Source organism: Pantoea sp. R102, from assembly GCF_004916815.1.
GTDB classification, from domain to species: domain Bacteria; phylum Pseudomonadota; class Gammaproteobacteria; order Enterobacterales; family Enterobacteriaceae; genus Pantoea; species Pantoea dispersa.
This window is the reverse complement of record NZ_SDFT01000013.1, coordinates 1-22974: the sequence shown is the minus strand read 5'-3', so window position 1 is coordinate 22974 and position 22974 is coordinate 1. Positions and strand designations below refer to the sequence as shown.

Annotated in this window: 20 protein-coding genes and 7 tRNA genes; 17 read left to right on the top strand and 10 right to left on the bottom strand. The window is 56.2% G+C overall.

The genetic code is table 11. The annotated features are described in order from the left end of the window. Positions 1 to 45: 45 nt before the first annotated feature. The 4 genes from ERD80_RS01800 to ERD80_RS01785 form a co-directional block, all read right to left on the bottom strand. Entirely contained in the window at positions 46 to 789 is a 744-nt protein-coding gene (locus ERD80_RS01800; protein WP_021508550.1) for a type 2 GTP cyclohydrolase I, read from the bottom strand. 18 nt (positions 790 to 807) lie between these two features. Next, entirely contained in the window at positions 808 to 2235 is a 1428-nt protein-coding gene (gene phrB / locus ERD80_RS01795) for a deoxyribodipyrimidine photo-lyase (RefSeq protein ID WP_136545586.1), read from the bottom strand. A gap of 12 nt (positions 2236 to 2247) precedes the next feature. Then, a complete protein-coding gene (locus tag ERD80_RS01790) occupies positions 2248 to 3204 on the bottom strand; it encodes a 2-thiouracil desulfurase family protein (protein ID WP_058757888.1) in 957 nt (318 codons plus the stop codon). Between the two features lie 151 nt (positions 3205 to 3355). Beyond that, positions 3356 to 3556 (bottom strand): YbfA family protein, encoded by a 201-nt coding sequence (locus ERD80_RS01785; RefSeq protein WP_031279882.1) that lies wholly within the window; start codon positions 3554 to 3556, stop codon positions 3356 to 3358. Between the two features lie 246 nt (positions 3557 to 3802). Between ERD80_RS01785 and kdpE the strand changes: the two genes are divergently transcribed. Next, complete coding sequence (kdpE, locus tag ERD80_RS01780) at positions 3803 to 4477, top strand: two-component system response regulator KdpE (RefSeq protein ID WP_021508554.1); 675 nt, start codon at positions 3803 to 3805, stop codon at positions 4475 to 4477. A gap of 42 nt (positions 4478 to 4519) precedes the next feature. Here the strand turns inward: kdpE and pgm are convergent, their stop codons facing one another. Together pgm and seqA are read right to left on the bottom strand one after the other, a co-directional pair. Then, the gene (gene pgm / locus ERD80_RS01775) at positions 4520 to 6160 is read right to left on the bottom strand and encodes a phosphoglucomutase (alpha-D-glucose-1,6-bisphosphate-dependent) (protein WP_021508555.1); all 1641 of its coding nucleotides are present in this window, start codon (positions 6158 to 6160) and stop codon (positions 4520 to 4522) included. A 25-nt stretch (positions 6161 to 6185) separates the two neighbouring features. Continuing rightward, entirely contained in the window at positions 6186 to 6725 is a 540-nt protein-coding gene (gene seqA / locus ERD80_RS01770) for a replication initiation negative regulator SeqA (protein ID WP_059010772.1), read from the bottom strand. A gap of 248 nt (positions 6726 to 6973) precedes the next feature. Here seqA and ybfF point away from each other — a divergent pair, with 248 nt between their 5' ends. The 4 genes from ybfF to fur all read left to right on the top strand — a co-directional run bounded on the left by ybfF (position 6974) and on the right by fur (position 9653). Beyond that, complete coding sequence (ybfF, locus tag ERD80_RS01765) at positions 6974 to 7738, top strand: esterase (protein ID WP_136545585.1); 765 nt, start codon at positions 6974 to 6976, stop codon at positions 7736 to 7738. A gap of 169 nt (positions 7739 to 7907) precedes the next feature. Next, positions 7908 to 8183, top strand: a complete 276-nt coding sequence (gene ybfE / locus ERD80_RS01760; protein WP_010616122.1) for a LexA regulated protein — start codon at positions 7908 to 7910, stop codon at positions 8181 to 8183. 137 nt (positions 8184 to 8320) lie between these two features. Further along, positions 8321 to 8851 carry a flavodoxin FldA gene (fldA, locus tag ERD80_RS01755; protein WP_021508557.1) on the top strand — a complete coding sequence of 177 codons (531 nt, stop codon included), beginning with the start codon at positions 8321 to 8323 and terminating at the stop codon, positions 8849 to 8851. A gap of 352 nt (positions 8852 to 9203) precedes the next feature. Next, positions 9204 to 9653 carry a ferric iron uptake transcriptional regulator gene (gene fur / locus ERD80_RS01750; protein ID WP_021508558.1) on the top strand — a complete coding sequence of 150 codons (450 nt, stop codon included), beginning with the start codon at positions 9204 to 9206 and terminating at the stop codon, positions 9651 to 9653. A gap of 61 nt (positions 9654 to 9714) precedes the next feature. Here the strand turns inward: fur and ERD80_RS01745 are convergent, their stop codons facing one another. From ERD80_RS01745 to nagE, 3 genes are all read right to left on the bottom strand, one after another. Next, the gene (locus ERD80_RS01745) at positions 9715 to 10110 is read right to left on the bottom strand and encodes a hypothetical protein (protein WP_136545584.1); all 396 of its coding nucleotides are present in this window, start codon (positions 10108 to 10110) and stop codon (positions 9715 to 9717) included. A 236-nt stretch (positions 10111 to 10346) separates the two neighbouring features. After that, positions 10347 to 12014 carry a glutamine--tRNA ligase gene (glnS, locus tag ERD80_RS01740; RefSeq protein ID WP_058757889.1) on the bottom strand — a complete coding sequence of 556 codons (1668 nt, stop codon included), beginning with the start codon at positions 12012 to 12014 and terminating at the stop codon, positions 10347 to 10349. 151 nt (positions 12015 to 12165) lie between these two features. Then, positions 12166 to 14199 (bottom strand): N-acetylglucosamine-specific PTS transporter subunit IIBC, encoded by a 2034-nt coding sequence (gene nagE / locus ERD80_RS01735; RefSeq protein WP_058758041.1) that lies wholly within the window; start codon positions 14197 to 14199, stop codon positions 12166 to 12168. 343 nt (positions 14200 to 14542) lie between these two features. Between nagE and nagB the strand changes: the two genes are divergently transcribed. From nagB to ERD80_RS01675, 12 genes are all read left to right on the top strand, one after another. Then, entirely contained in the window at positions 14543 to 15343 is an 801-nt protein-coding gene (nagB, locus tag ERD80_RS01730; RefSeq protein ID WP_031279884.1) for a glucosamine-6-phosphate deaminase, read from the top strand. 58 nt (positions 15344 to 15401) lie between these two features. Further along, complete coding sequence (gene nagA / locus ERD80_RS01725) at positions 15402 to 16550, top strand: N-acetylglucosamine-6-phosphate deacetylase (RefSeq protein WP_136545589.1); 1149 nt, start codon at positions 15402 to 15404, stop codon at positions 16548 to 16550. Positions 16551 to 16557: 7 nt separating this feature from the next. Continuing rightward, a complete protein-coding gene (locus tag ERD80_RS01720; protein WP_021508564.1) occupies positions 16558 to 17778 on the top strand; it encodes an N-acetylglucosamine repressor in 1221 nt (406 codons plus the stop codon). A gap of 42 nt (positions 17779 to 17820) precedes the next feature. Beyond that, positions 17821 to 18573: an HAD-IIA family hydrolase gene (locus tag ERD80_RS01715; protein WP_021508565.1), complete on the top strand. Its 753-nt coding sequence runs from the start codon at positions 17821 to 17823 to the stop codon at positions 18571 to 18573. A gap of 339 nt (positions 18574 to 18912) precedes the next feature. Next, positions 18913 to 20580, top strand: coding sequence for an asparagine synthase B (asnB, locus tag ERD80_RS01710; protein ID WP_058757891.1), 1668 nt, complete (start codon positions 18913 to 18915; stop codon positions 20578 to 20580). Between the two features lie 216 nt (positions 20581 to 20796). Further along, a tRNA-Met gene (locus ERD80_RS01705) sits at positions 20797 to 20873 on the top strand. Between the two features lie 7 nt (positions 20874 to 20880). Beyond that, a tRNA-Leu gene (locus ERD80_RS01700) sits at positions 20881 to 20965 on the top strand. A gap of 21 nt (positions 20966 to 20986) precedes the next feature. Continuing rightward, positions 20987 to 21061, top strand: a tRNA-Gln gene (locus ERD80_RS01695). Between the two features lie 34 nt (positions 21062 to 21095). Next, a tRNA-Gln gene (locus ERD80_RS01690) sits at positions 21096 to 21170 on the top strand. 29 nt (positions 21171 to 21199) lie between these two features. Further along, a tRNA-Met gene (locus ERD80_RS01685) sits at positions 21200 to 21276 on the top strand. 7 nt (positions 21277 to 21283) lie between these two features. Further along, positions 21284 to 21358 (top strand) — tRNA-Gln (locus ERD80_RS01680). 28 nt (positions 21359 to 21386) lie between these two features. Then, positions 21387 to 21461: transfer RNA gene (locus ERD80_RS01675), tRNA-Gln, on the top strand. 106 nt (positions 21462 to 21567) lie between these two features. Here the strand turns inward: ERD80_RS01675 and ubiF are convergent. Beyond that, complete coding sequence (gene ubiF, locus ERD80_RS01670) at positions 21568 to 22740, bottom strand: 3-demethoxyubiquinol 3-hydroxylase (RefSeq protein ID WP_136545583.1); 1173 nt, start codon at positions 22738 to 22740, stop codon at positions 21568 to 21570. Between the last annotated feature and the right edge of the window lie 234 nt (positions 22741 to 22974).

Sequence of the window (22974 nt, the reverse complement as noted above, 5' to 3'; positions counted from 1 at the left end):
TGATTTGCGCCCGGCACGTGTTTTCCGGGCGCATAAGCGAGGCGGTCAGGCGGGATTGTCGATATCGATAAAAGTCACATCCAGACCATGCTGGCTGGCGAGCCACTCACCGAGCGCTTTAATGCCGCCGCGTTCGGTGGCGTGATGGCCGGCAGCAAAGAAATGCAGCCCCTGTTCACGGGCGCTGTGGATGGTCTGCTCAGAAACTTCACCGCTGATAAAGGCGTCAACGCCAAAGGCGGCGGCCGCATCGATAAAGCCCTGGCCGCCACCGCTGCACCATGCCACCCGGCGAATCAGCGCCGGAGCATTATCACCGCAGTGCAGCGGCTGGCGTCCAAGGCGCGCCGCGATCTTTTCCGCCAGCGCCGGACCGCTTAGCGGCTCAGCCAGCTCGCCCCAGGGCACCAGCGGCTGAATTTCACCTTTGACGTCGATATCAAACAGCGTGGCCAGCTGGGCGTTGTTGCCCAACTGTGGGTGAGCATCGAGCGGCAGGTGCCAGCCGTACAGGTTGATGTCATTGGCCAGCAGCGTGCGCAGACGCTGGCGCTTCATGCCTTTGATCACCGGCGCTTCGCTCTTCCAGAAGTAGCCATGATGCACCAGTATCGCATCGGCCTGGCGTTTTACCGCCTCATCCAGCAGCGCCTGACAAGCCGTCACCCCGGTAATTACGCGGCGCACCTGCTCACGCCCCTCAACCTGCAAACCGTTGGGCGCATAGTCGCTGAAGGCACTGGTGTTGAGTTGCTGATTGACGATCTGTTCTAACTCGAAATTGTTCATAACGGCTCCGTGACCGCCTCAGGCTGCGCTGCGCGCGCGCTCGAAGGCGTCTAGTGTCTTTTTACGTGCCGCCTTATGTTCCACGATTGGCACCGGATAATCGAGTTTCTTGTTATTTTTCTCCGCCCAGGCGTGCGGCTGATGGATGGCGCTGTCCGGCACGTCTTGCAGCTCCGGCAGCCACCGGCGGATAAACTCGCCCTGCTTATCAAAGCGCTCGCCCTGGGTCGTCGGGTTGAAGATGCGGAAGTAAGGCGCGGCGTCGGTGCCGGTCGACGCGGCCCACTGCCAGCCACCGTTATTGGCCGCCAGATCGCCGTCAATCAGCTGCTGCATGAAATAGCGTTCACCCTCGCGCCAGTCAATCAGCAGATCTTTCACCAGAAAGCTGGCGGTGATCATGCGTAACCGGTTGTGCATCCAGCCCAGCGTATTGAGCTGGCGCATCGCTGCGTCAACAATCGGATAACCGGTTTTGCCCTGCTGCCAGGCGGTAAGGTGTTGCTCATTCTGTTGCCAGCTGACGTTGCGCGTCCAGTCGACAAACGGCTGATGCTTACACAGCGCCGGAAAGGCCACCATCAGGTGACGATAAAATTCGCGCCAGACCAGTTCATTCAGCCACACCAGCGCGCTGCCGTTGTTCAGCGCCTGCGGATGCTCCTTCAGAATGCGATGCAAACACTGACGCGGCGACAGTACACCAATCGCCAGATACGGCGACAGGCGGCTGGTGCCGTCAATCGCCGGTATGTCGCGCTGCTGGTCATATTTTTCCACCCGCTGCTGGGCAAACTGGCGCAGCTGCTTCAGCGCCGCCTCTTCTCCGGCGGGGAACCAGGTTTCGTCGAATTCTTCCACAGGATAATCGAATGCCGCTATTTTTTTACCGGCGGCCACGGGTGCCCCGGCGCGCGCTTTTGGTGCGTGATGGCACTCTGGCAGCCCCTGTTGCAGACGCCGGATAAACGCTTTGCTGAACGGCGTGAACACTTTGAACATGCTGTTGCTGCCGGTCTGTACGCTGCCCGGCGGTAACAGCAGGCTGTCATCGAACCCCTGGCACACCACGCCCTGCTGATCGAGCTGCTTCTCAACCGCAGCATCGCGCTGGCGCTCATTGATTTCATACTGATAGTTGTAAAACAGCGCATCCACCTTGTGCTGCTGGCAGAAGGTCGCCAGATAGTCGACCGACGCGGCGAAGTCATCGCACTGATGAAAGTGCAGCTTGATACCGCGTTCTGCCATCGACTGCTGCAGCAGGCACAGGTTTTGATGGATAAAAGCTGCCTGTTTGGGGGCCATGCTGTGTTGCTGCCACTGGCCGGGCGTGGCGATGAAAAGCGCCAGCACCTCGGCCTGACTGTCGCGGCAGGCCGCGGCCAGTGCGCTGTTATCATTCATGCGCAAATCGTTACGCAGCCAGACTAAGTGAGTGCTCATAACGCTCCGTGTTTACTGGCCGTAGCGCAGACGCAGCGCTTCCGGGTAGGGATCGAAATAACGCTGCTGCGCCAGCCACGGGTGCGGGAACTCTGCCATGTAATGTTTCAGCATGGTGATGGGGGCCAGCAACGGCTGCACACCGCGACGGTAGCGGTCAATCAGCTGCGCCAGCTCCTGACGCTGCGGTGAACTCAGCTTCGGCCGGAAATAGCCCTGTACATGCATCAGCACATTGGTGTGATTACGACGCGACGCCTGGTGCGACATCAGGTGCATCAGACGGTTACGGTATTCAAAGGCGTACGCATCCAGTGACTCCCACTGTTCCATTGCCGCGACAAACCGCCCCATCTCGCGGTACTCATCCTGCGCATGCGACAGCAGCAGCAGTTTGTAGCGACTGTGGAAGGCAATCAGCTTGTGGCGCGTCAGCCCGCTGCGCCACATTTCGTTGAACTCATGCAGCGCATAGACGCGCCCCATAAAGTTTTCGCGGATCGCATCATCGTGCAGGCGTCCATCCTCTTCCAGCGGCAGCCACGGTAGCTCTTTCTGCAGGAACGAGGTGAACACGCCGGTGCCGGCTTTGCGATTGTTGTTAGTGTCAGGCTCGTAGACGCGCACGCGCTCCAGTCCGCAGCTCGGCGATTTGGCACACAGGATGTAGCCGCACAGATGGTGCAGCGATTTAACGCGCTCCGCAGACCAGCGGGCCATGTCGTCGGTCAGCTCTTCCCCGCCGTCTTTACTGAAACACAGGTGGATCTGATCGTCGCTCTGTTTGACCAGCCGCAGCGCCGGGCGCGGCGTCGGCAGACCGATGGCCATTTCCGGACAGACAGGTTCGAAGCGCACAAATGGCGCGAGCTCGTCAGTTGCAAAGGCAAAACGCTTGTGGCCGCCATCGAATCGGACGCTATCCCCGAGCAGGCAGGCACTGATACCTACAGGAATTTTCTCGCTCATACTTGTACAACCTCCAAAATCTTGTAGAGGTTTAAGTGTAGCTGAAATGCCGCGAGATAACAGCGGGACAATGCGTTTGTCGCACCACTTTAAGATAAAAAAACCCGGTGCCTCGAGCGAGGTCACCGGGTTATCACCGCGAAGCCGGGGGTTACCAGTAGATACCGCCTGCCGCTTCCGATTGCGCCAGCCAGACCGGTTTGGTGCTGGTTTTGCACCACATGCGGTGCAGATAACTGTAGAAGCGCGCGCGATCCTGGCGGAACAGCATCACTGGCAGCGCCAGTACGCCAATCAATACCACCAGCACACGGCGCAGCACAATTTTGGCGAGTGGATATGCCTGATACATCAATGCCTCCTCGTGGTAAATTTTGCTATGAAATGTGATCTGCCTCAGATATTACGCCTGATTGTGTAATTTTACTACTCATCCGACCACTATTTTGATCTTTTTTCAGTCATTTCCTGGCCGGGATGAAAGGAAGTTACATTTTTGTAAAATTTCGGATCACGGCGAGTTACTGAGATCGTGACGGACGCCGTCGCGGTTTATTGTTAAAGTAATGCGTTAACCTTATTTGCCGCAGGAGTCAGCGTGACGACCATCTTGATTGTCGAAGATGAAAAGGAGATTCGCCGTTTCGTGCGCCTGGCGCTGGAGAGCGAAGGCCTGAAGATTGTGGAAGCGGAGCAGCTGCAGCGCGGCCTGATTGAAGCGGCTACGCGCAAACCGGATTTGGTGATTCTCGATCTCGGTTTACCGGACGGCGATGGCAATGCCTTCATCCGCGAAGTGCGGCAGTGGAGCAGCATGCCGGTGATTGTGCTGTCGGCGCGCAGCGATGAGCAGGATAAAATTGAGGCGCTGGATGCCGGCGCTGACGACTATCTCACCAAGCCGTTTGGTATAGGCGAACTGCTAGCGCGCGTGCGCGTGGCGCTGCGTCGTCATCAGCGCAGCCAGCCGGAGCCGCTGGTGCAGTTTGGCGAAGTGAGCGTTGATCTCGCCGCGCGGCGCGTGCTGCGCAGCGGCGAAGAGGTGCATCTGACGCCGACCGAATTTCGCCTGCTCAGCCTGCTGCTGAATAACGCTGGCAAAGTACTGACCCAGCGCCAGTTGCTTAACCAGGTGTGGGGACCCAACGCCGTGGAACACAGCCATTATCTGCGCATCTATATGGGACACTTGCGGCAAAAGCTGGAAGCCAACCCCACCCAGCCGACGCACCTGCTGACAGAAACCGGCATCGGCTATCGCTTCATGCCATAAAAAAAGGCCGCAAACACGGCCTTCTTCATGCAGGATGCCCTGTCAGGCGTTTTTCAGCACTTCGCTGACAATTTCTACCGCTTCTTTCTCGATCTGCTGGCGATGCTCAGCGCCGAGGAAGCTTTCACAATAGATTTTGTAGGCGTCTTCCGTGCCGGACGGACGTGCCGCGAACCAGCCGTTTTCAGTCATCACTTTCAGACCACCAATCGAGGCACCGTTGCCCGGTGCCGCGGTCAGACGTGCGGTGATCGGGTCGCCTGCCAGCGTATCGGCGCTGACCATTTCAGGTGACAGCTTCGACAGTGCCGCTTTCTGCGCGGAAGTGGCAGGTGCCTGCAGACGGTTGTAGCTTGGCGCACCAAAACGCGCGGCCAGCTCATCATAGTGCTGCTGCGGGTTCTTACCGGTAACCGCAGTGATTTCCGCCGCCAGCAGACACAGGATGATGCCGTCTTTGTCTGTTGACCAGGCGGAGCCGTCGAAACGCAGGAACGAGGCGCCGGCGCTCTCTTCGCCGCCAAAGCCAAAGCTGCCATCGAACAGACCATCCACGAACCATTTGAAGCCGACCGGGACTTCCACCAGCTTGCGACCAATGTCGTTCACCACGCGGTCAATCATCGCGCTGGAGACCAGCGTTTTACCGACGGCTACCTCTTTGCCCCACTGCGGACGATGCTGGAACAGGTAGTTGATCGCTACCGCCAGATAGTGGTTCGGGTTCATCAGACCGGCGGGCGTGACGATACCGTGACGGTCGTAATCCGGATCGTTGCCGAAGGCCAGATCGAACTTATCTTTATACGCCAGCAGACCGGCCATCGCGCACTCGGACGAACAGTCCATGCGCACCACGCCATCTTTATCCAGATGCATGAAGCGGAAGGTCTGATCGATAGCATCATTGACGATGGTCAGATCCAGCTGGTAGTGCTCAGCAATGCGCTGCCAGTAGGCCATGCCGGAACCGCCGAGCGGATCGACACCGATTTTCAGGCCGGCTTTCTGGATTGCCGGGAAATCAATCACCTGCGCCAGACCTTCAACGTATGGCTGGATCAGATCCTGCTCAACGATGTGGCCACTGGCCCACGCCTGATCCAGCGCCAGACGCTTAACCTCTTTCAGCTCACCTTTGATCAGCTGATTCGCGCGATCTTCCACCACTTTGGTGACGTTGGTGTCAGCCGGTCCACCGTTCGGCGGATTGTACTTGATGCCACCGTCTTCCGGCGGGTTGTGCGACGGGGTAATGACGATGCCGTCCGCCTGCGCGCCGCCGCGCTTGTTATGCTCCAGAATGGCGTTGGAGATCGCCGGCGTCGGCGTATAGCCGTTGTCCTGCTGCACAATCACATCAACGCCGTTAGCGGCCAGCACTTCCAGCACTGACAGGATCGCCGGCTCAGACAGCGCATGGGTGTCTTTACCTACGTAGCACGGGCCGGTGATGCCGTTCTTTTTACGCTCTTCAGCGATCGCCTGCGCAATCGCCAGAATGTGTACTTCGTTGAAGCTATGACGTCCCGCGCTGCCGCGGTGGCCGGAGGTGCCAAATTTCACCGCATGGTCCGGGTTCGCCGCATCCGGCTTCAGGACATAGTACTGCGAGGTTAATTGTGCAACGTTAATCAAATCGCTCTGCTGGGCAGGTTGCCCGGCACGGGGGTGATTGGCCATTGGCGCTTCTCCCTGACGCTTCGGTTTAAATGGTGCCGCAAACTTTCTCTGCCAGTTCCTGCGGGAACTGCATGGCAAGCATGATGTGTTCCACCATGCTGCATTTACGACCTGTATTGGTATTGGTGATCACCCAGTACGGCGTGCCGGGTACGTGCTTCGGCTTAGTATGGGTGCCATTTTGCAACAACGTGTGCTCATCGCCCGCAAAGTAAACGCGGGTGCGGCCCTGCAGCGAAGCAGTAGCATCAGCAAACGCCGCCGGATCAAGACGATAGAGCGTTGACAGGATCAGCATAAAGCGATTAACCGCCTTCTTCTGCTCCGCATACTCGTCAGACAGCAGCAGCTCACGCACGGCGCGCACGCGATCCTGAGGACGCGCTTCGCTGCGTACAGCTGGCGCTTCTTTTACCGCAGCACTGGTCGCTGACGCAGCAGGTGCGCTCTGGCCGGCGGTGAATTTCAGCATGCGGCGCAAAATGTCCGACGCGCTTTCACCAATGTGCTGGGTGTGGCTGGCAATATAACGGTAGAGTTCTTCGTCAACTTCAATCGTTTTCATCTTTTTCCGTACGATTCTGGCAAATGGCAGAACCACGCTATTCTGCAACGGCCTTAGCAAAATCCGGTCGTGCAAAATGTGAGCGGGCTCTAACATAAGGATTATAAAGTTAAATCCGCGACAGCCGGTAGCGCTGGCATCGTTTCCGGGCAAAAGTCGGAATATGCCCTAATGCCTGACCGCCTGGCGCCGGGACAGGTGAATCCATGATACCCTAAGCCCAGGTCTCAACCGAAAGAACTTTAGCCATGATTTTGAACGCCCGTCTGCAAACTGAACAATCTGCCCCTGATGCCCAGCCCATTCTGTTAATTCATGGCCTGTTTGGTAGCCTGGATAACCTTGGCGTACTGGCGCGCGGCGTGCGCGATGCACGGCCCACGCTGCAGGTGGATGTCCGTAACCACGGCCTGTCACCGCGCAGCGAAGAGATGCACTACGCTGCGCTGGCGCAGGATATGGTTGACACGCTGGATGCGCACCACATCGAACGGGTCGATGTTATCGGCCACTCAATGGGCGGCAAAATTGCCATGGCGCTGAGCGCCGTTGCGCCCGAACGGATTGGCAAAATGGTGCTGATTGATATCGCGCCGGTGGATTACCAGACGCGACGCCACGATGAGATCTTCGCGGCAATCCGCGCGGTCAGTGCAGCTGGCGTCACGCGCCGCAGCGCTGCAGCCGACGTGATGCGTGAACACGTGCGCGAAGAAGGCGTGATTCAGTTCATTCTGAAATCTTTCCATGAAGGCGAATGGCGCTTTAACGTGCCGGTGTTGTGGGAAAATTATCCGGTGCTCTCCGGCTGGCAGGAGGTGCCCGCGTGGCCTCATCCGGCGCTGTTTATTCGCGGCGGTGATTCACCCTATCTGGACAATCAGCACCGTGATGCGCTGCTGCGCCAGTTCCCGCAGGCGCAGGCGTACATTATCAGCGGTGCCGGCCACTGGGTGCATGCCGAAAAACCCGATGCCGTGCTGCGCGCGGTGCGCCGCTTTTTTAACCTGTAAAAGCAAAAGCTTGCCACAGGCGGTTTAGGGTTGGCGTCGCGCCGGGCGCTGGAGTATGATGTCGCGCTAAAAATTTGCCGCGGATGCTTTTTTCGCCGCGGTCGGGCCGATAAATGTTTAAATCGCGCAGCGCCTTTCCGCCGTTCGCGCCCACGCAGTTTCACAAACCATGGCAAAAGAACAGACAGATCGTACCACGCTCGATCTCTTCGCAGACGAGCGGCGTCCCGGTCGCCCTAAAACCAGTCCGCTGTCGCGCGATGAGCAGCTGCGCATTAATAAGCGCAACCAGCTGAAGCGCGACCGGGTGCGCGGCCTGCGCCGCGTTGAGCTGAAAATGTCCAGCGAAGCGGTCGACGCTCTTAATACGCTGGCCGAGCAGCAGAACATCAGCCGCAGTGAACTGATTGAACAAATGCTGCTGGCGCAGCTCAAACTGGCGTAACGTGCGCAGACCGCACGCTGGAACACAAACTCAGCGCTTTACACATTCCGCGCTTTTCGCCGGTCTGCTATCATTCGCATAACTGTGTCGTCTTCTGACTTACTTTCACAATCAGGATTTAAGAGGTTACTCACTCCATGGCAATCGTAGGCATTTTCTTCGGCAGCGATACCGGCAACACTGAAAACATTGCAAAAATGATCCAGAAACAACTGGGTAAAGATGTCGCCGAAGTGCATGACATTGCTAAGAGCACCAAAGAAGATCTCGAAGCATTCGATATTCTGCTGCTGGGTATTCCGACCTGGTACTACGGTGAAGCCCAGTGCGACTGGGATGACTTCTTCCCGACGCTGGAAGAGATTGATTTCAACGGTAAGCTGGTAGCGCTGTTTGGCTGCGGCGATCAGGAAGATTATGCCGAGTACTTCTGTGACGCGATGGGCACCATTCGCGACATCATTGAGCCAAACGGCGCAGTGATTGTGGGCCACTGGCCAACCGAAGGTTACCACTTCGAAGCCTCTAAAGGTCTGGCAGACGACAAACACTTCCTCGGCCTCGCCATCGATGAAGATCGTCAGCCTGAACTGACTAACGAGCGCGTCGACAAATGGGTTAAGCAGATCTTTGACGAGCTGCAGCTGCAGGCGATCATCGAAGCCTGATGCTTTCCTGTCCGATGTGGGCGCTGGCTCACATCGGGCAATGGAATTACCTATAAAAATAATAGCTACGGTTTTTTAACTTTTTCCCTCAATTCTGTAGAATACCCGCAACGGTCATCTGCTTATTCCTTGGGCATCAGACTGAGACTGCGCGAAAAGGAACATCGTTCTGCACGATCCCGCTGAGGTTCACGACATTTCTCCTTACAGCATCCGGGGAATTGTCCGCCGCAGCCGGTTTTCATTTCGCAGGCTGAGCTCTATAATGAGACGCAAATGAGAATGCGCGTTGACCACACATTCAAGGCCTTTGCGCCGTAAGTGACTAGCAAAGTAACAGGACAATATCCGCATGACTGACAACAACTCCGCATTGAAAAAGGCTGGCCTGAAAGTCACGCTGCCCAGACTGAAGATTCTGGAAGTGCTTCAGGGACCCGGACCCGAGTCCCATCATGTCAGTGCGGAAGATTTGTACAAACGCCTGATCGACATGGGCGAAGAGATTGGTCTGGCGACGGTATACCGTGTTCTGAACCAGTTTGACGACGCCGGCATCGTGACGCGTCATAACTTCGAAGGCGGGAAATCCGTATTCGAACTGACCCAGCAGCATCACCACGATCACCTGATTTGCCTCGACTGCGGCAAAGTGATCGAGTTTAGCGATGAATCTATCGAAACGCGTCAGCGTGAGATTGCAACACGCCACGGTATCAAACTCAGCAACCACAGCCTGTATCTGTACGGCCACTGTGCGCTGGGAGACTGCCGCGAAGACGAGACGCTCCACGATCAGTAATTGAATATGCTATGCAGTATAAAAAAACCGGTGCAAGGCACCGGTTTTTTTATGGCTGCGTTCAGGCGACCAGCGTTTCCTGCAAATAGCGCCAGCGCGGAACCGGCGTGCTGCAGTCCAGCACCGCCAGCGAAATGCGGGTCTGGTTGTTGCCGTTAAGCATTTGCAGTTCGTGATACTGAATGGTCACTTCCTGCTGCTGTTGGGAAATGATGGCATGCTCACTGGTGGCGATTCGCATCCCTTCCCGCTGCCCGTGCAGTTTGCGAAACAGGTTTTCAGTGTCATTGAGATCGAGCTGTTTGCCTTGCGGCGTCACCATTTTGAAGTCGGGATGAAAGTGCGACAGCAGCAGATCCATACTGTCATCGCTGCCTTCGGCCTGATTAAAAATACGTTCGATAAGCTGATGTAAAACCACCACGCTATGTTTGGCTTCCAGAGCGAGACTTGTCATTTTTCTTCCTTCGCTAACCCGCACAGCAACATTTAAGAGCGCATAGCCTACCTGAAAATAACGATTTCACACGGGTAAATTAGTTAATTTTATTAAAGTCAGATTAGTCGTAATCGCGCGCAATTACTGTTTTTTGTCTGGTTCAGCATAATCGATTCCCGTTTGCAGATAACGGGCAATAAAAAAGGGCGATTGCTCGCCCTTTGCTGATCATATCGTGCTATCAAGCAGTAAAATTATTCGCCGATTTTTGCCCAGGTATCACGCAGACCCACGGTGCGGTTGAACACCAGTTTCGACGGCTGCGAGTACACGCTGTCAGCGCAGAAGTAACCTTCGCGCTCAAACTGATACGGTGCCAGCGCGCTGGCGGCACGCAGACCCGGCTCAACGAAGCCCTGTTTGATCTCCAGCGAGTTCGGGTTAATGGTGGTGAGGAAATCCTCGGCCGCGCCCGGGTTTGGCACGCTGAACAGACGATCGTACAGGCGGAATTCGGCAGGCAGCGCGTGAATCGCCGACACCCAATGGATAACGCCTTTCACCTTGCGGCCATCGGCCGGATCTTTGCTCAGGGTGTCGACATCGCAGGTAGCGTAGATGCAGGTGATGTTGCCGGCTTCATCTTTCGCCACGCGCTCGGCACGAATGACGTAAGCGTTGCGCAGACGAACTTCTTTACCCAGCACCAGACGTTTGTACTGCTTGTTGGCCTCTTCACGGAAGTCGGCACGATCGATCCACACCTCACGGCTGAACGGCACCTCACGCGTGCCCATCTCCGGCTTGTTCGGGTGGTTCGGCATGCTGATGATTTCTTCATGCCCGGCCGGCAGGTTCTCGATCACCACTTTCAGCGGATCCAGCACCGCCATGGCGCGCGGCGCGTTCTCGTTGAGGTCGTCACGAATGCACGACTCCAGCGACGCCATCTCAACAATATTGTCCTGCTTAGTCACACCGATACGGCGGCAGAATTCGCGGATTGACGCCGCGCTATAGCCACGACGGCGCAGACCGGATACGGTCAGCATGCGCGGATCGTCCCAGCCTTCAACAATCTTCTCGCTCACCAGCTGCGTCAGCTTACGCTTCGACATCACCGCATATTCCAGATTCAGGCGCGAGAACTCATACTGACGCGGATGCACCGGAATGGTGATGTTATCCAGCACCCAGTCGTAGAGACGACGGTTATCCTGGAACTCCAGCGTACACAGGGAATGGGTGATGCCTTCCAGCGCATCGGAGATGCAGTGGGTAAAGTCGTACATCGGATAGATGCACCACTTGTTGCCAGTCTGGTGGTGTTCGGCAAATTTAATGCGGTACAGCACCGGATCGCGCATCACAATAAAGCTGGATGCCATGTCGATTTTGGCACGCAGGCAGGCTTTGCCCTCTTCGAAGCCGCCATCACGCATCTTCTGGAACAGCGCCAGGTTCTCTTCCACGCTGCGATCGCGATACGGGCTGTTTTTGCCCGGCGCGGTTAGCGTGCCGCGGTATTCACGGATCTGCTCTGGCGACAGCTCATCAACGTAGGCCAGGCCTTTGTTGATCAGCTCAACCGCGTAGTTGAACAGTTGGTCAAAGTAGTCAGAGGAGTAACGAATGTTGCCGCTCCACTCAAAGCCCAGCCATTGCACATCATTCTTGATCGATTCAACGAACTCCATATCCTCTTTGACCGGATTGGTGTCGTCGAAACGCAGGTTGCACTGCCCCTGATAATCTTGTGCGATACCAAAGTTCAGGCAGATCGATTTTGCATGGCCAATATGCAGGTAACCATTGGGCTCAGGCGGGAAACGGGTATGCACACTGTTGTGCTTACCGCTCGCCAAATCTTCGTCGATGATCTGACGAATAAAGTTCGTTGGGCGGGCTTCAGCCTCACTCATCTCAAAATCCTCAAAACAATAGCGGGTGATTTGTACCACGAAGTAACGGAGTATGATCCACAAAGCGCTGAAGGGAAACAACCGTTTGTTGGTCGTTTTAAAACAAAAAAGGCAGGAATTGCTTCCTGCCTTCAGTGACGATCAAAACGTGTTAATTTTTGACTTCGTACAGCGGCGTAACGCCTGCTACCACGGTACCGCCTGCCAGCAGATTCAGACCAGCAAAATCATCGCTGTTGCTGACCACCACCGGGCTGATCATCGAACGCGCATTGGCGTTGAGGAAGTCCAGATCCATTTCGAGGATCGGCTGGCCCGCTGTGACGGTTGCGCCCTCTTCCACCAGACGGGTAAACCCTTTACCTTCCAGCGCGACGGTATCGAGACCCATATGCACGACAATCTCGACGCCATTTTCGGCTTCAAGGCAGAATGCATGGTTGGTGTTGAAGATTTTCACCACGGTACCCGCCACCGGCGCGACGACAGTTTTATCGCTCGGTTTGATCGCCAGACCATCGCCTACCGCTTTGCTGGCGAAGGCTTCATCCGGCACGTTTTCCAGCGCTACCACTTCGCCACTGACCGGTGCCAGCAGCGTTGCAATCACCTTTTTCTCGCTGTTGCGCACGGCCTGGGGCTGAGCAGCCGCAGGCGCGGCGGTGGTTGCCGCAGCAGGTGCCGCTGCGCCGGCTACCGGACCTTTGCTCAGTACGGTTTTCATCGCGGTCGCAATGCTTTCGGCCTGCGTACCAACAATGATCTGCACGCTCTGCTTGTTAAGGCGGATCACACCAGAAGCACCGAGGCGTTTAGCCACACTCTCATTCACCTGCGCAGAGTCTTTCACATTCAGACGCAGACGGGTGATGCAGGCGTCGATGTTGGTCAGGTTGTCAGAACCGCCCACCGCGCCGATGTAGCGACGTGCCAGAGATTCGGTTTCGCTCTCACCGTTGCTGCTGTGATCAACGTTGACGTCGTAGCCATCTGTCTCATCACCGGCAGCCAGCTCGCGGCCCGGCGTCAGCAGGTTGAATTTCTGAATGGTGAAGCGGAACACCACATAGTAGATGACGAAGAACACCAGACCCTGCGGGATCAGCATCCACCAGTGCACAGCCAGCGGGTTACGCGTCGACAGCACCATGTCCACCAGACCGGCACTGAAACCGAAACCGGCAATCCAGTGCATGCTGGCAGCGATGAAGACCGAAATACCGGTCAGCACGGCGTGGATGACATACAGCACTGGCGCCACGAACATGAAGGAGAATTCCAGCGGCTCGGTGATGCCTGTGAAGAAAGCGGCGAATGCTGCTGCCAGCATGATACCACCGACTTTAGCGCGGTTTTCCGGACGTGAGCAGTGATAGATTGCCAGCGCCGCACCCGGCAGACCGAACATCATGATCGGGAAGAAGCCCGCCTGATAGCGACCGGTGATACCCGGGATGCCGGTACCGTTGGCGATAGACTGCGCGCCGCCCAGGAATTTCGGAATGTCGTTGATGCCTGCCACGTCGAACCAGAACACCGAGTTCAGCGCGTGGTGCAGGCCAACCGGAATCAGCAGACGGTTAAAGAAGGCGTACACGCCCGCACCGACCGAGCCCAGTTTCTGAATGTGCTCACCAAAGCTCACCAGACCGCCGAAAATGATCGGCCAGACGTACATCAGGATAAAGGCGACCACAATCATCAGGAAGGAGACCAGGATCGGCACCAGACGGCGACCGCTGAAGAACGACAGCGCCTTAGGCAGCTCAACGTGGCTGAAGCGGTTATAGACTTCTGCCGAGAGAATGCCCACCAGGATGCCGACAAACTGGTTGTTGATTTTACCGAAGGCGGCAGGAACCTGCTCCACCGGCATTTTCTGAATCATGGCCACCGCGGCGGGTGAACACAGGGTAGTAACCACGAGGAAACCTACAAAGCCGGTTAATGCCGCTGCACCGTCTTTATCTTTTGACATGCCGTAAGCCACACCGATGGCGAACAGCACGGACATGTTGTCGATGATGGCAGAACCCGATTTGATCAGCAGTGCTGCCAGCGCATTGCCTGCGCCCCAGCTGTCCGGATCGATCCAGTAACCTACCCCCATCAGGATTGCCGCTGCCGGCAGGGTCGCTACCGGCACCATAAGCGCGCGGCCGACCTTTTGCAGATATCCTAAAATACTCACCTTATTCTCCCCCTATGAGACTGGCGTTTTGCCGTGATGCGGGTTGATTTTATTATCCCGGCACCCGGTACCTTGATGACACACTTCACCACGAGGCGCAGTGTAAAGATAAATTAATTCGCCTCGCAAATTAAAACCAGTGTAACTGTGACTTTAATCACCAAAATGGACGTTTTTCACTGCGAAATGCTAGCCACCACCACAAACTTATTTTATGATGAAAAATATCAGGTCGCACTTTTCCAACGCCGCGAGCGCGCAAACGGGTTACCCTATAAGCAGCCAGCTGCAGCAGTAAACGCGACCCTAACTTTCCAATCTTAACTGAGGTGAAGACATGAGACTGATCCCTTTGGCCACACCGACCCAGGTGGGTAAATGGGCTGCACGCCATATCGTTAATCGCATCAATGCCTTTAAACCCAGCGCAGACCGTCCCTTTGTGCTGGGACTGCCAACCGGCGGTACGCCGCTGGAAGCCTACAAGCACCTGATCGAGATGCATAAAGCGGGCCAGGTTAGTTTCAAACACGTGATCACCTTCAATATGGATGAGTATGTCGGTCTGCCGAAAGAGCATCCGGAAAGCTATCACAGCTTTATGTACCGTAACTTTTTCGATCACGTTGATATTCAACCAGAAAATATCAATCTTCTGAATGGCAATGCCGAAGATATTGACGCAGAATGTCGCCAATACGAAGAGAAGATCCGCGCACTGGGTAAAATCCACCTGTTTATGGGCGGCGTCGGCAACGATGGCCACATTGCGTTCAACGAGCCGGCTTCTTCGCTCTCTTCCCGCACCCGCATTAAAACCCTGACGCACGACACCCGTGTGGCGAACTCGCGTTTCTTCGACGGCGATGTTGATCAGGTGCCTAAATATGCCCTGACCGTGGGCGTCGGCACGCTGCTGGATGCGGAAGAAGTGATGATTCTGGTGACCGGCCACGTCAAAGCCCAGGCGCTGCAGGCGGCGGTAGAAGGTAACGTCAACCACATGTGGACCATCAGCTGCCTGCAGCTGCACCCGAAAGCGGTGGTGGTGTGTGATGAGCCAGCCACCATGGAACTGAAAGTGAAAACCGTGAAATATTTCCGCGAAATGGAAGCGGAAAATATGAAGGGTGTGTAACAACACGTTGTAGAAAGCCTGCTGTTAAGCGCAGCAGGTTCAGCCGGGAGAAGAGATGATGTACGCATTAGTTAACGGCCGGATTTTTACCGGCCATGAAGTTCTGGACAATCACGCCGTGGTGATTGCCAATGGCCTGATTGAGCGTGTCTGCCCGCGCGATGCGCTGGACGCCGCGATTCCACAACAGGATGTGGCTGGTGCGTTCATCGCTCCCGGATTTATCGACCTGCAGCTCAACGGCTGCGGCGGCGTGCAGTTCAACGATGACATCAATGCCCTGAGCGTGGAAACGCTGGATATCATGCAGCGTGCCAATGAAAAATCCGGCTGCACCAGCTATTTACCAACGCTGATTACCAGCAGTGATGAACTGATGAAGCGCGCAATTGAAACCATGCGTGCTTACCTGGCGAAGCATCAGAATCAGGCGCTGGGCCTGCATCTGGAAGGTCCGTGGCTGAATAAAGAGAAGAAAGGCACTCACAATCCGCAGCTGATTCGTCTGCCGGATGCGGAGCTGGTGGATTTCCTGTGCGCCAACGCTGACGTCATCACCAAAGTTACGCTGGCACCGGAAAATGCGGGCAGCGCCGTGATTCGCCAGCTGCGTGACGCCGGGATTATTGTGTCGTCTGGTCACTCCAATGCCACCTATGCCGAAGCCAAAGCGGGCATCAGCGCGGGCGTCACCTTTGCCACCCACCTGTATAACGCCATGAGCGCCTTTAGCGGTCGTGAGCCAGGTCTTATCGGTGCGCTGTTTGATTCGCCTGATGTATACTGCGGCATTATTGCAGACGGTTTACATGTCAATTACGCTAACGTGCGCAATGCAAAACGAATCAAAGGCGACAAACTGGTGCTGGTGACCGATGCCACCGCGCCGGCCGGTGCGTCGATTGATCAATTCATTTTTGCAGGTAAAACAATATACTATCGCGACGGCCTGTGCGTAGATGAGAACGGTACCCTGAGCGGATCTGCGCTGACGATGATTGAAGCGGTGCAGAATAGCGTGGAACATTGTGGTATCGCGCTGGACGAAGCGCTGCGCATGGCGACCCTGTATCCGGCAAGGGCAATGGGTGTGGAAAAGCAGTTTGGTACGGTGGAAGCAGGAAAAGTCGCCAACCTCACTGTCTTTACCCGCGATTATCAAATCACTAAGACGTTCGTCAACGGAGACAACGTCCTCAGCGAGTAAGTACTGAATGACCACTGGCGGCCAGACTCAAATAGGAAATGTCGATCTTGTCAAACAACTTAACAGTGCAGCTGTTTACCGGCTGATTGATCAACAGGGGCCGATTTCGCGTATTCAGATTGCCGAACTCAGCCAGCTTGCGCCCGCCAGCGTCACCAAAATTACCCGTCAGCTTATCGAACGCGGCCTCATCAAAGAGGTGGAGCAACAGGCCTCCACCGGTGGGCGCCGCGCCATCTCCATCATCACCGAAACCCGCCATTTTCATACCATCGGCGTGCGCCTGGGGCGCAACGATGCCACGCTGACGCTGTTCGATCTCAGCGGAAAATCGCTGGCGCAGGAAGATTATCCGCTGCCAGAGCGCACGCAGGAGACGCTGGAAAACGCGCTGTTCAACGCCATCAGTGCCTTTATGAGCGCGCACCAGCGTAAAATTCATGAGCTGATCGCCATTGCAGTTATCCTGCCAGGCCTGGTCGACCCGATTAACGGCATCATTCGCTATATGCCGCACATCGCTGTCAGCCACTGGCCGCTGGTGGCCAGCCTGAAAAAACGTTTTAACGTCACCAGTTTTGTCGGCCACGATATCCGCAGCCTGGCACTGGCTGAGCACTATTTCGGTGCAAGCCGCGACTGTGCTGACTCCATTCTGGTGCGTTTACACCGCGGCACCGGTGCCGGCATCATCGCCAACGGCCACATTTTTCTCGGCAGCAATGGCAACGTAGGTGAGATTGGCCACATTCAGGTCGATCCGCTCGGCGAACGCTGCCACTGTGGCAACTTTGGCTGCCTCGAAACCATCGCCGCCAACGGCGCGATTGAGAACCGCGTGCGCCACCTGCTCAACCAGGGTTATCCCAGCAGCCTGACGCTGGATGATTGCCAGATGCCGCAAATCTGCCGCGCCGCCAATCAGGGCGACGCGCTGGCCTGCGAAGTGATCGAATACGTTGGCCGCTATCTCGGTAAAGCCATCGCCATCGCCATCAACCTGTTTAACCCGCAAAAAGTGGTGCTGGCCGGCGAAATTACTGATGCCGATAAAGTGCTGTTCCCGGCGATAGAGGGCTGCATCAATACCCAGGCGCTGAATGCGTTTCGTAAAAATCTGCCGGTGGTAAGGTCTGAGCTGGACCATCGCTCGGCGATTGGCGCTTTCGCGCTGGCAAAACGCGCTATGCTGAATGGCATTCTGCTGCAGCACCTGCTGGAAGAATAATAGAGAAGCCTGCCGTCTGGCAGGCCCGACCGGAAGCCATCTATGACCATCAAAAGCGTAATCTGTGACATCGACGGCGTGTTGATGCACGACAATACCGCCGTGAAAGGCGCAAACGAATTCCTGCAGCGCATTCTGGAAAAAGAGATGCCGCTGGTGGTGCTGACCAACTATCCGTCACAAACCGCGCAGGATCTGGCCAACCGTTTTGCCAACGCTGGCGTCGACATCCCGGATTCGGTGTTTTACACCTCCGCCATGGCCACCGCGGATTTCCTGCGTCGTCAGGAGGGTAAAAAAGCCTACGTGATTGGCGAAGGCGCGCTGATTCACGAACTGTACAAAGCCGGATTTACCATCACTGACGTCAACCCGGATTTCGTGATCGTCGGCGAGACGCGATCGTTTAACTGGGAGATGATGCATAAAGCCGCCTTCTTTGTGGCTAACGGTGCGCGTTTTATCGCGACCAATCCTGATACCCACGCACGCGGCTTTGTGCCGGCCTGTGGCGCGCTCTGTGCCGGTATCGAAACCATCTCCGGCCGCAAACCGTTTTATGTCGGTAAGCCCAGCCCTTACATCATGCGCGCCGCACTGAATAAAATGCATGCGCATTCAGAAGAGACGGTGATTGTGGGCGATAACCTGCGCACCGATATTCTGGCTGGCTTCCAGGCCGGTCTGGAAACCATTCTGGTGCTGTCCGGCGTCTCTACGCTGAGCGATATCGACGCCATGCCGTTCCGTCCGGACTGGATCTACCCTTCCGTGGCTGATATCGACCTGTTCTGATTAGCGTCATGCTGTCTGCTTATGGCCCTGCTCGCCGTTACGGTGTGCAGGGCTTTTTTATTTGTCTGGCACACCGCTGTGATTCAGCCGCTGACGCGATCTCATCGGCTGCGCACAAAACCATCACTTCTGACAATTCATTAGACACCATCTAATTTAATCGTTAATTTTTTGAATAAAACTCAACATTACTTCACACCAACAATCTTTTTATCAGTATTTGGTGATTTCGCTTGCGTTACCACCATCAATTAGCGCATTTTCTTATACATCACGCAGCGCAGGCTGCCGGACAAACAAGTCAATAACATCGCCACAGGGTGAGATCAGGAGTCAGTTATGTGTTCGATTTTTGGTGTGCTGGATCTGAAGACCGATCCTGTTGAACTGCGCAAGAAAGCGCTGGAATGTTCGCGTCTGATGCGTCACCGCGGCCCGGACTGGTCAGGTGTCTTCGCTGATGAGAAAGCCATTCTGGTGCACGAGCGCCTGTCCATCGTTGACGTGAACAACGGCGCCCAGCCGCTGTACAACGCGGATCACACCCACGTACTGGCTGTTAACGGCGAAATTTATAACCACCAGGCGCTGCGCGCGGAACTGAGCGATCGTTACGCGTTCCAGACCGGTTCAGACTGTGAAGTCATCCTCGCGCTGTATCAGGAAAAAGGCCTCGATTTCCTCGACGACCTGCAGGGCATGTTCGCCTTCATTCTGTGGGACAGCGTCAAACAGCAGTATCTGATTGGCCGCGATCACATCGGTATCATTCCGCTCTATATGGGCAACGATGAGCACGGCAACCTGTATGTTGCTTCTGAAATGAAAGCGCTGGTGCCGGTGTGCCGCAGCATCAAAGAATTCCCGCCGGGAAGCTACCTCTCCAGCACCGATGGCGAAATCCGTCGTTACTGGCAGCGTGACTGGATGGATTTTGCTGCCGTGGCGCAAAACACCACCGATGCCGCTGGCCTGAAGCACGCGCTGGAAGAGTCAGTGAAGAGTCACCTGATGTCAGACGTACCGTACGGCGTGCTGCTGTCCGGCGGCCTCGACTCTTCCATCATCTCTGCGGTGACCAAGCGCTATGCCGCCAAACGTGTGGAAGATCAGGACAAGAGCGATGCGTGGTGGCCGCAGCTGCACTCGTTTGCCGTCGGCCTGGAAGGATCGCCGGATCTGAAAGCGGCGCAGGCGGTGGCCGATCACCTCGGTACCGTGCATCATGAAATTCACTTCACCGTGCAGGAAGGTCTGGATGCGATCCGCGATGTGATTTACCACATCGAAACCTACGATGTGACCACCATTCGCGCGTCGACGCCAATGTATCTGATGTCGCGTAAAATCAAAGCGATGGGCATCAAAATGGTGCTGTCCGGTGAAGGCGCGGACGAAGTGTTTGGCGGCTACCTCTACTTCCATAAAGCACCGAACGCCCAGGAGTTCCACGAAGAAAACGTGCGTAAACTGCTGGCACTGCACATGTTTGACTGCGCGCGCGCTAACAAAGCGATGTCGGCGTGGGGCGTGGAAGCACGTGTGCCGTTCCTTGATAAGAAATTCCTTGATGTCGCGATGCGCATCAACCCGGAAGACAAAATGTGCGGCAGCAACGGCAAAATGGAAAAACACATTCTGCGTGAATGTTTCTCCTCTTACCTGCCGGAGAGCGTGGCGTGGCGTCAGAAAGAGCAGTTCTCTGATGGCGTAGGCTACAGCTGGATTGACACGCTGAAAGAAGTGGCGGCGAAACAGATTAGCGAGCAGCAGCTGGCGACCGCACATTTCCGCTTCCCGCACAACACGCCAACCTCGAAAGAAGCGTATCTGTACCGCGAAATCTTTGAGGAGCTGTTCCCACTGCCAAGCGCGGCAGAGTGCGTTCCGGGCGGTCCCTCCGTGGCCTGTTCGTCGGCGAAAGCCATTGAGTGGGATGAAGCGTTTAAATCGATGGACGATCCGTCCGGACGTGCGGTAGGCGTGCATCAGTCAGCGTACAAATAAGCATTTTCTTTATGCGTATAAGGGGCCCATTGTGGCCCCTTTTTCTTGCATCTGACGCGGATACGATCGAAAATTGCCGAATAAATCATCAGCCTGGTTACAAGCCAGACAAACAGGCGCGTTAAGGCAAAAAACGGCAAAAAATTTGTTGACGCTACAAAGCTCAATACGCATAATGCGCCCCGCAACGCCGATGAAGGTAACGCGAAAAAAGATGGCTACGTAGCTCAGTTGGTTAGAGCACATCACTCATAATGATGGGGTCACAGGTTCGATTCCCGTCGTAGCCACCATCTTTTTGCGGGAGTGGCGAAATTGGTAGACGCACCAGATTTAGGTTCTGGCGCCGCAAGGTGTGCGAGTTCAAGTCTCGCCTCCCGCACCATTTCAGTCTTCGGCAGCCGGATGGGGTATCGCCAAGCGGTAAGGCACCGGTTTTTGATACCGGCATTCCCTGGTTCGAATCCAGGTACCCCAGCCAATCCGATGCACTCTCGTGGATACGAGTCGACGAATGGGATATCGCCAAGCGGTAAGGCACCGGTTTTTGATACCGGCATTCCCTGGTTCGAATCCAGGTATCCCAGCCATCATCGGGCGCAGTAAAGCAGTACAATCTGGCTACGTAGCTCAGTCGGTTAGAGCACATCACTCATAATGATGGGGTCACAGGTTCGATTCCCGTCGTAGCCACCAAACAAATTGGGGTGTCGCCAAGCGGTAAGGCAGTGGATTCTGATTCCACCATTCCGGGGTTCGAATCCCTGCACCCCAGCCATACAAAGACAATTTGACCAAACACCTATTGGGGTGTCGCCAAGCGGTAAGGCACCGGATTCTGATTCCGGCATTCCGGGGTTCGAATCCCTGCACCCCAGCCAAATTGCACAACAGGCCCGCTTTTGCGGGCTTTGTTGTTTTTGTCGTTCCTGAATTTCACGCCTTATACAACAGATGGCGCCGCCACGATTGCGGCGCCCGGTGTGTTTACAACCCCAGCGCGTAACGCAGCACCTGACGCTTGAGCACGCCAGCATTCTCTGCCGCAATCAGTCCAAGGTTGCGCACCACACGCAGCGGCGGCAGCGCGTTGCTAAAGGCGAAGTAGAACAGATCCATACCGCCCTGCATCAGCAAATTATCTTTGTAGCGCTGACGGTGATAACGCTGCAATACCGGCAGCGATGCCCAGCGCTGCGCCTGGCTGCGCGCGTCCACCAGCGTATCAATCAGCGCATCCACATCGCGGTAGCCGAGATTAACCCCCTGCCCGGCCAGCGGATTGATGGTGTGTGCAGCATCACCGACCAGCGCCAGGCCCGGCAGCACATAGCGCGTGGCATGGCGGCGCACCAGCGGGAACGACGCCGCGTTCTTCACCTGGAAGCGGCCGACACGCGCCGGGAAGTTGGCCTGTACTTCTTTGGCTAGCTGGCTGAGCGGCAGATTTTGCAGCTGACGGATCCGTGCCGGCGCGTCGTACCACACCAGCGAAGCGTGGCGATCGAACAGCGGCAGAAACGCGCGTGGTCCGTCTGGCGTAAATTGCTGCCAGGTGGCATCGCCGGCCTCGTGTTCACACTCAACGCTGATTAGCATGCAGGATTGCGCATAGTTCCAGCCGCGCACGCCGATACCCGCCAGTTGTCGCACGCGCGAATTAGCACCATCGGCCCCCACCACCAGCTGGCTATCCAGCGTGCTCCCGTCATCCAGCTGTAGCTGCCAGCCGCCGCTGTGCGCCTGTAACGCCTGCAGTGAGGCCGGACACAGCAGCGTTACGCCATCCTGCTGCATCTGCTCCCACAGCGCGCGCTGCAGCACGCTGTTTTCCACCATATAGCCCAGCTCGGGAATGCCCAGTGCAGCCGCGTCGAAGGTGACGTGCGCGCTTTGCCACTCCCAGGTTTCCAGCTTGCGGTAGGGCGCGCTGCGCATCGCCTGGACACGTGGCCAGACATTGAGCTGGCGCAACAGCGCCACCGATGACGCACCAATGGCGGAGATGCGTATATCCGGCGCCAGGCTGGCGTCAAACGCGGCCGGCTCGGCACGTTCAATCACCGCCACGCGAAACTGCTGCTGCGCCAGACCACAGGCCAGCGCGGCACCGACCATGCCGCCGCCCACTACCACCACATCAAACTGTGAATCCTGCATTGACTCTTATCCTTCTGATTGCCGTGACGCCTTGCGGCAGCACTCTATGTGGCAAAGTGTACCGGAAATTTACCGCACCAGCAGAAAAGCCCTGCTAATCTTGTGCTTCAGCCGTGCATGTTTAACGCACCTGTCGCGTGAAATATAACCGGGCATCATGCCCAAAATAATTCGTGCGCCGGGAAGGCGGCAAGCAAGGATCATCCCGGGAGCTTACATCAGTAAGTGACCGGG

Excerpts from the sequence above, each read along its gene's own strand:
- ERD80_RS01800 (WP_021508550.1), bottom strand. The coding sequence starts at position 789 with ATGAACAATTTCGAGTTAGAACAGATCGTCAATCAGCAACTCAACACC.
- phrB (WP_136545586.1), bottom strand. The coding sequence starts at position 2,235 with ATGAGCACTCACTTAGTCTGGCTGCGTAACGATTTGCGCATGAATGAT.
- ERD80_RS01790 (WP_058757888.1), bottom strand. The coding sequence starts at position 3,204 with ATGAGCGAGAAAATTCCTGTAGGTATCAGTGCCTGCCTGCTCGGGGAT.
- ERD80_RS01785 (WP_031279882.1), bottom strand. The coding sequence starts at position 3,556 with ATGTATCAGGCATATCCACTCGCCAAAATTGTGCTGCGCCGTGTGCTG.
- pgm (WP_021508555.1), bottom strand. The coding sequence starts at position 6,160 with ATGGCCAATCACCCCCGTGCCGGGCAACCTGCCCAGCAGAGCGATTTG.
- seqA (WP_059010772.1), bottom strand. The coding sequence starts at position 6,725 with ATGAAAACGATTGAAGTTGACGAAGAACTCTACCGTTATATTGCCAGC.
- ybfF (WP_136545585.1), top strand. The coding sequence starts at position 6,974 with ATGATTTTGAACGCCCGTCTGCAAACTGAACAATCTGCCCCTGATGCC.
- ybfE (WP_010616122.1), top strand. The coding sequence starts at position 7,908 with ATGGCAAAAGAACAGACAGATCGTACCACGCTCGATCTCTTCGCAGAC.
- fldA (WP_021508557.1), top strand. The coding sequence starts at position 8,321 with ATGGCAATCGTAGGCATTTTCTTCGGCAGCGATACCGGCAACACTGAA.
- fur (WP_021508558.1), top strand. The coding sequence starts at position 9,204 with ATGACTGACAACAACTCCGCATTGAAAAAGGCTGGCCTGAAAGTCACG.
- ERD80_RS01745 (WP_136545584.1), bottom strand. The coding sequence starts at position 10,110 with ATGACAAGTCTCGCTCTGGAAGCCAAACATAGCGTGGTGGTTTTACAT.
- glnS (WP_058757889.1), bottom strand. The coding sequence starts at position 12,014 with ATGAGTGAGGCTGAAGCCCGCCCAACGAACTTTATTCGTCAGATCATC.
- nagB (WP_031279884.1), top strand. The coding sequence starts at position 14,543 with ATGAGACTGATCCCTTTGGCCACACCGACCCAGGTGGGTAAATGGGCT.
- nagA (WP_136545589.1), top strand. The coding sequence starts at position 15,402 with ATGTACGCATTAGTTAACGGCCGGATTTTTACCGGCCATGAAGTTCTG.
- ERD80_RS01720 (WP_021508564.1), top strand. The coding sequence starts at position 16,558 with ATGACCACTGGCGGCCAGACTCAAATAGGAAATGTCGATCTTGTCAAA.
- ERD80_RS01715 (WP_021508565.1), top strand. The coding sequence starts at position 17,821 with ATGACCATCAAAAGCGTAATCTGTGACATCGACGGCGTGTTGATGCAC.
- asnB (WP_058757891.1), top strand. The coding sequence starts at position 18,913 with ATGTGTTCGATTTTTGGTGTGCTGGATCTGAAGACCGATCCTGTTGAA.
- ubiF (WP_136545583.1), bottom strand. The coding sequence starts at position 22,740 with ATGCAGGATTCACAGTTTGATGTGGTGGTAGTGGGCGGCGGCATGGTC.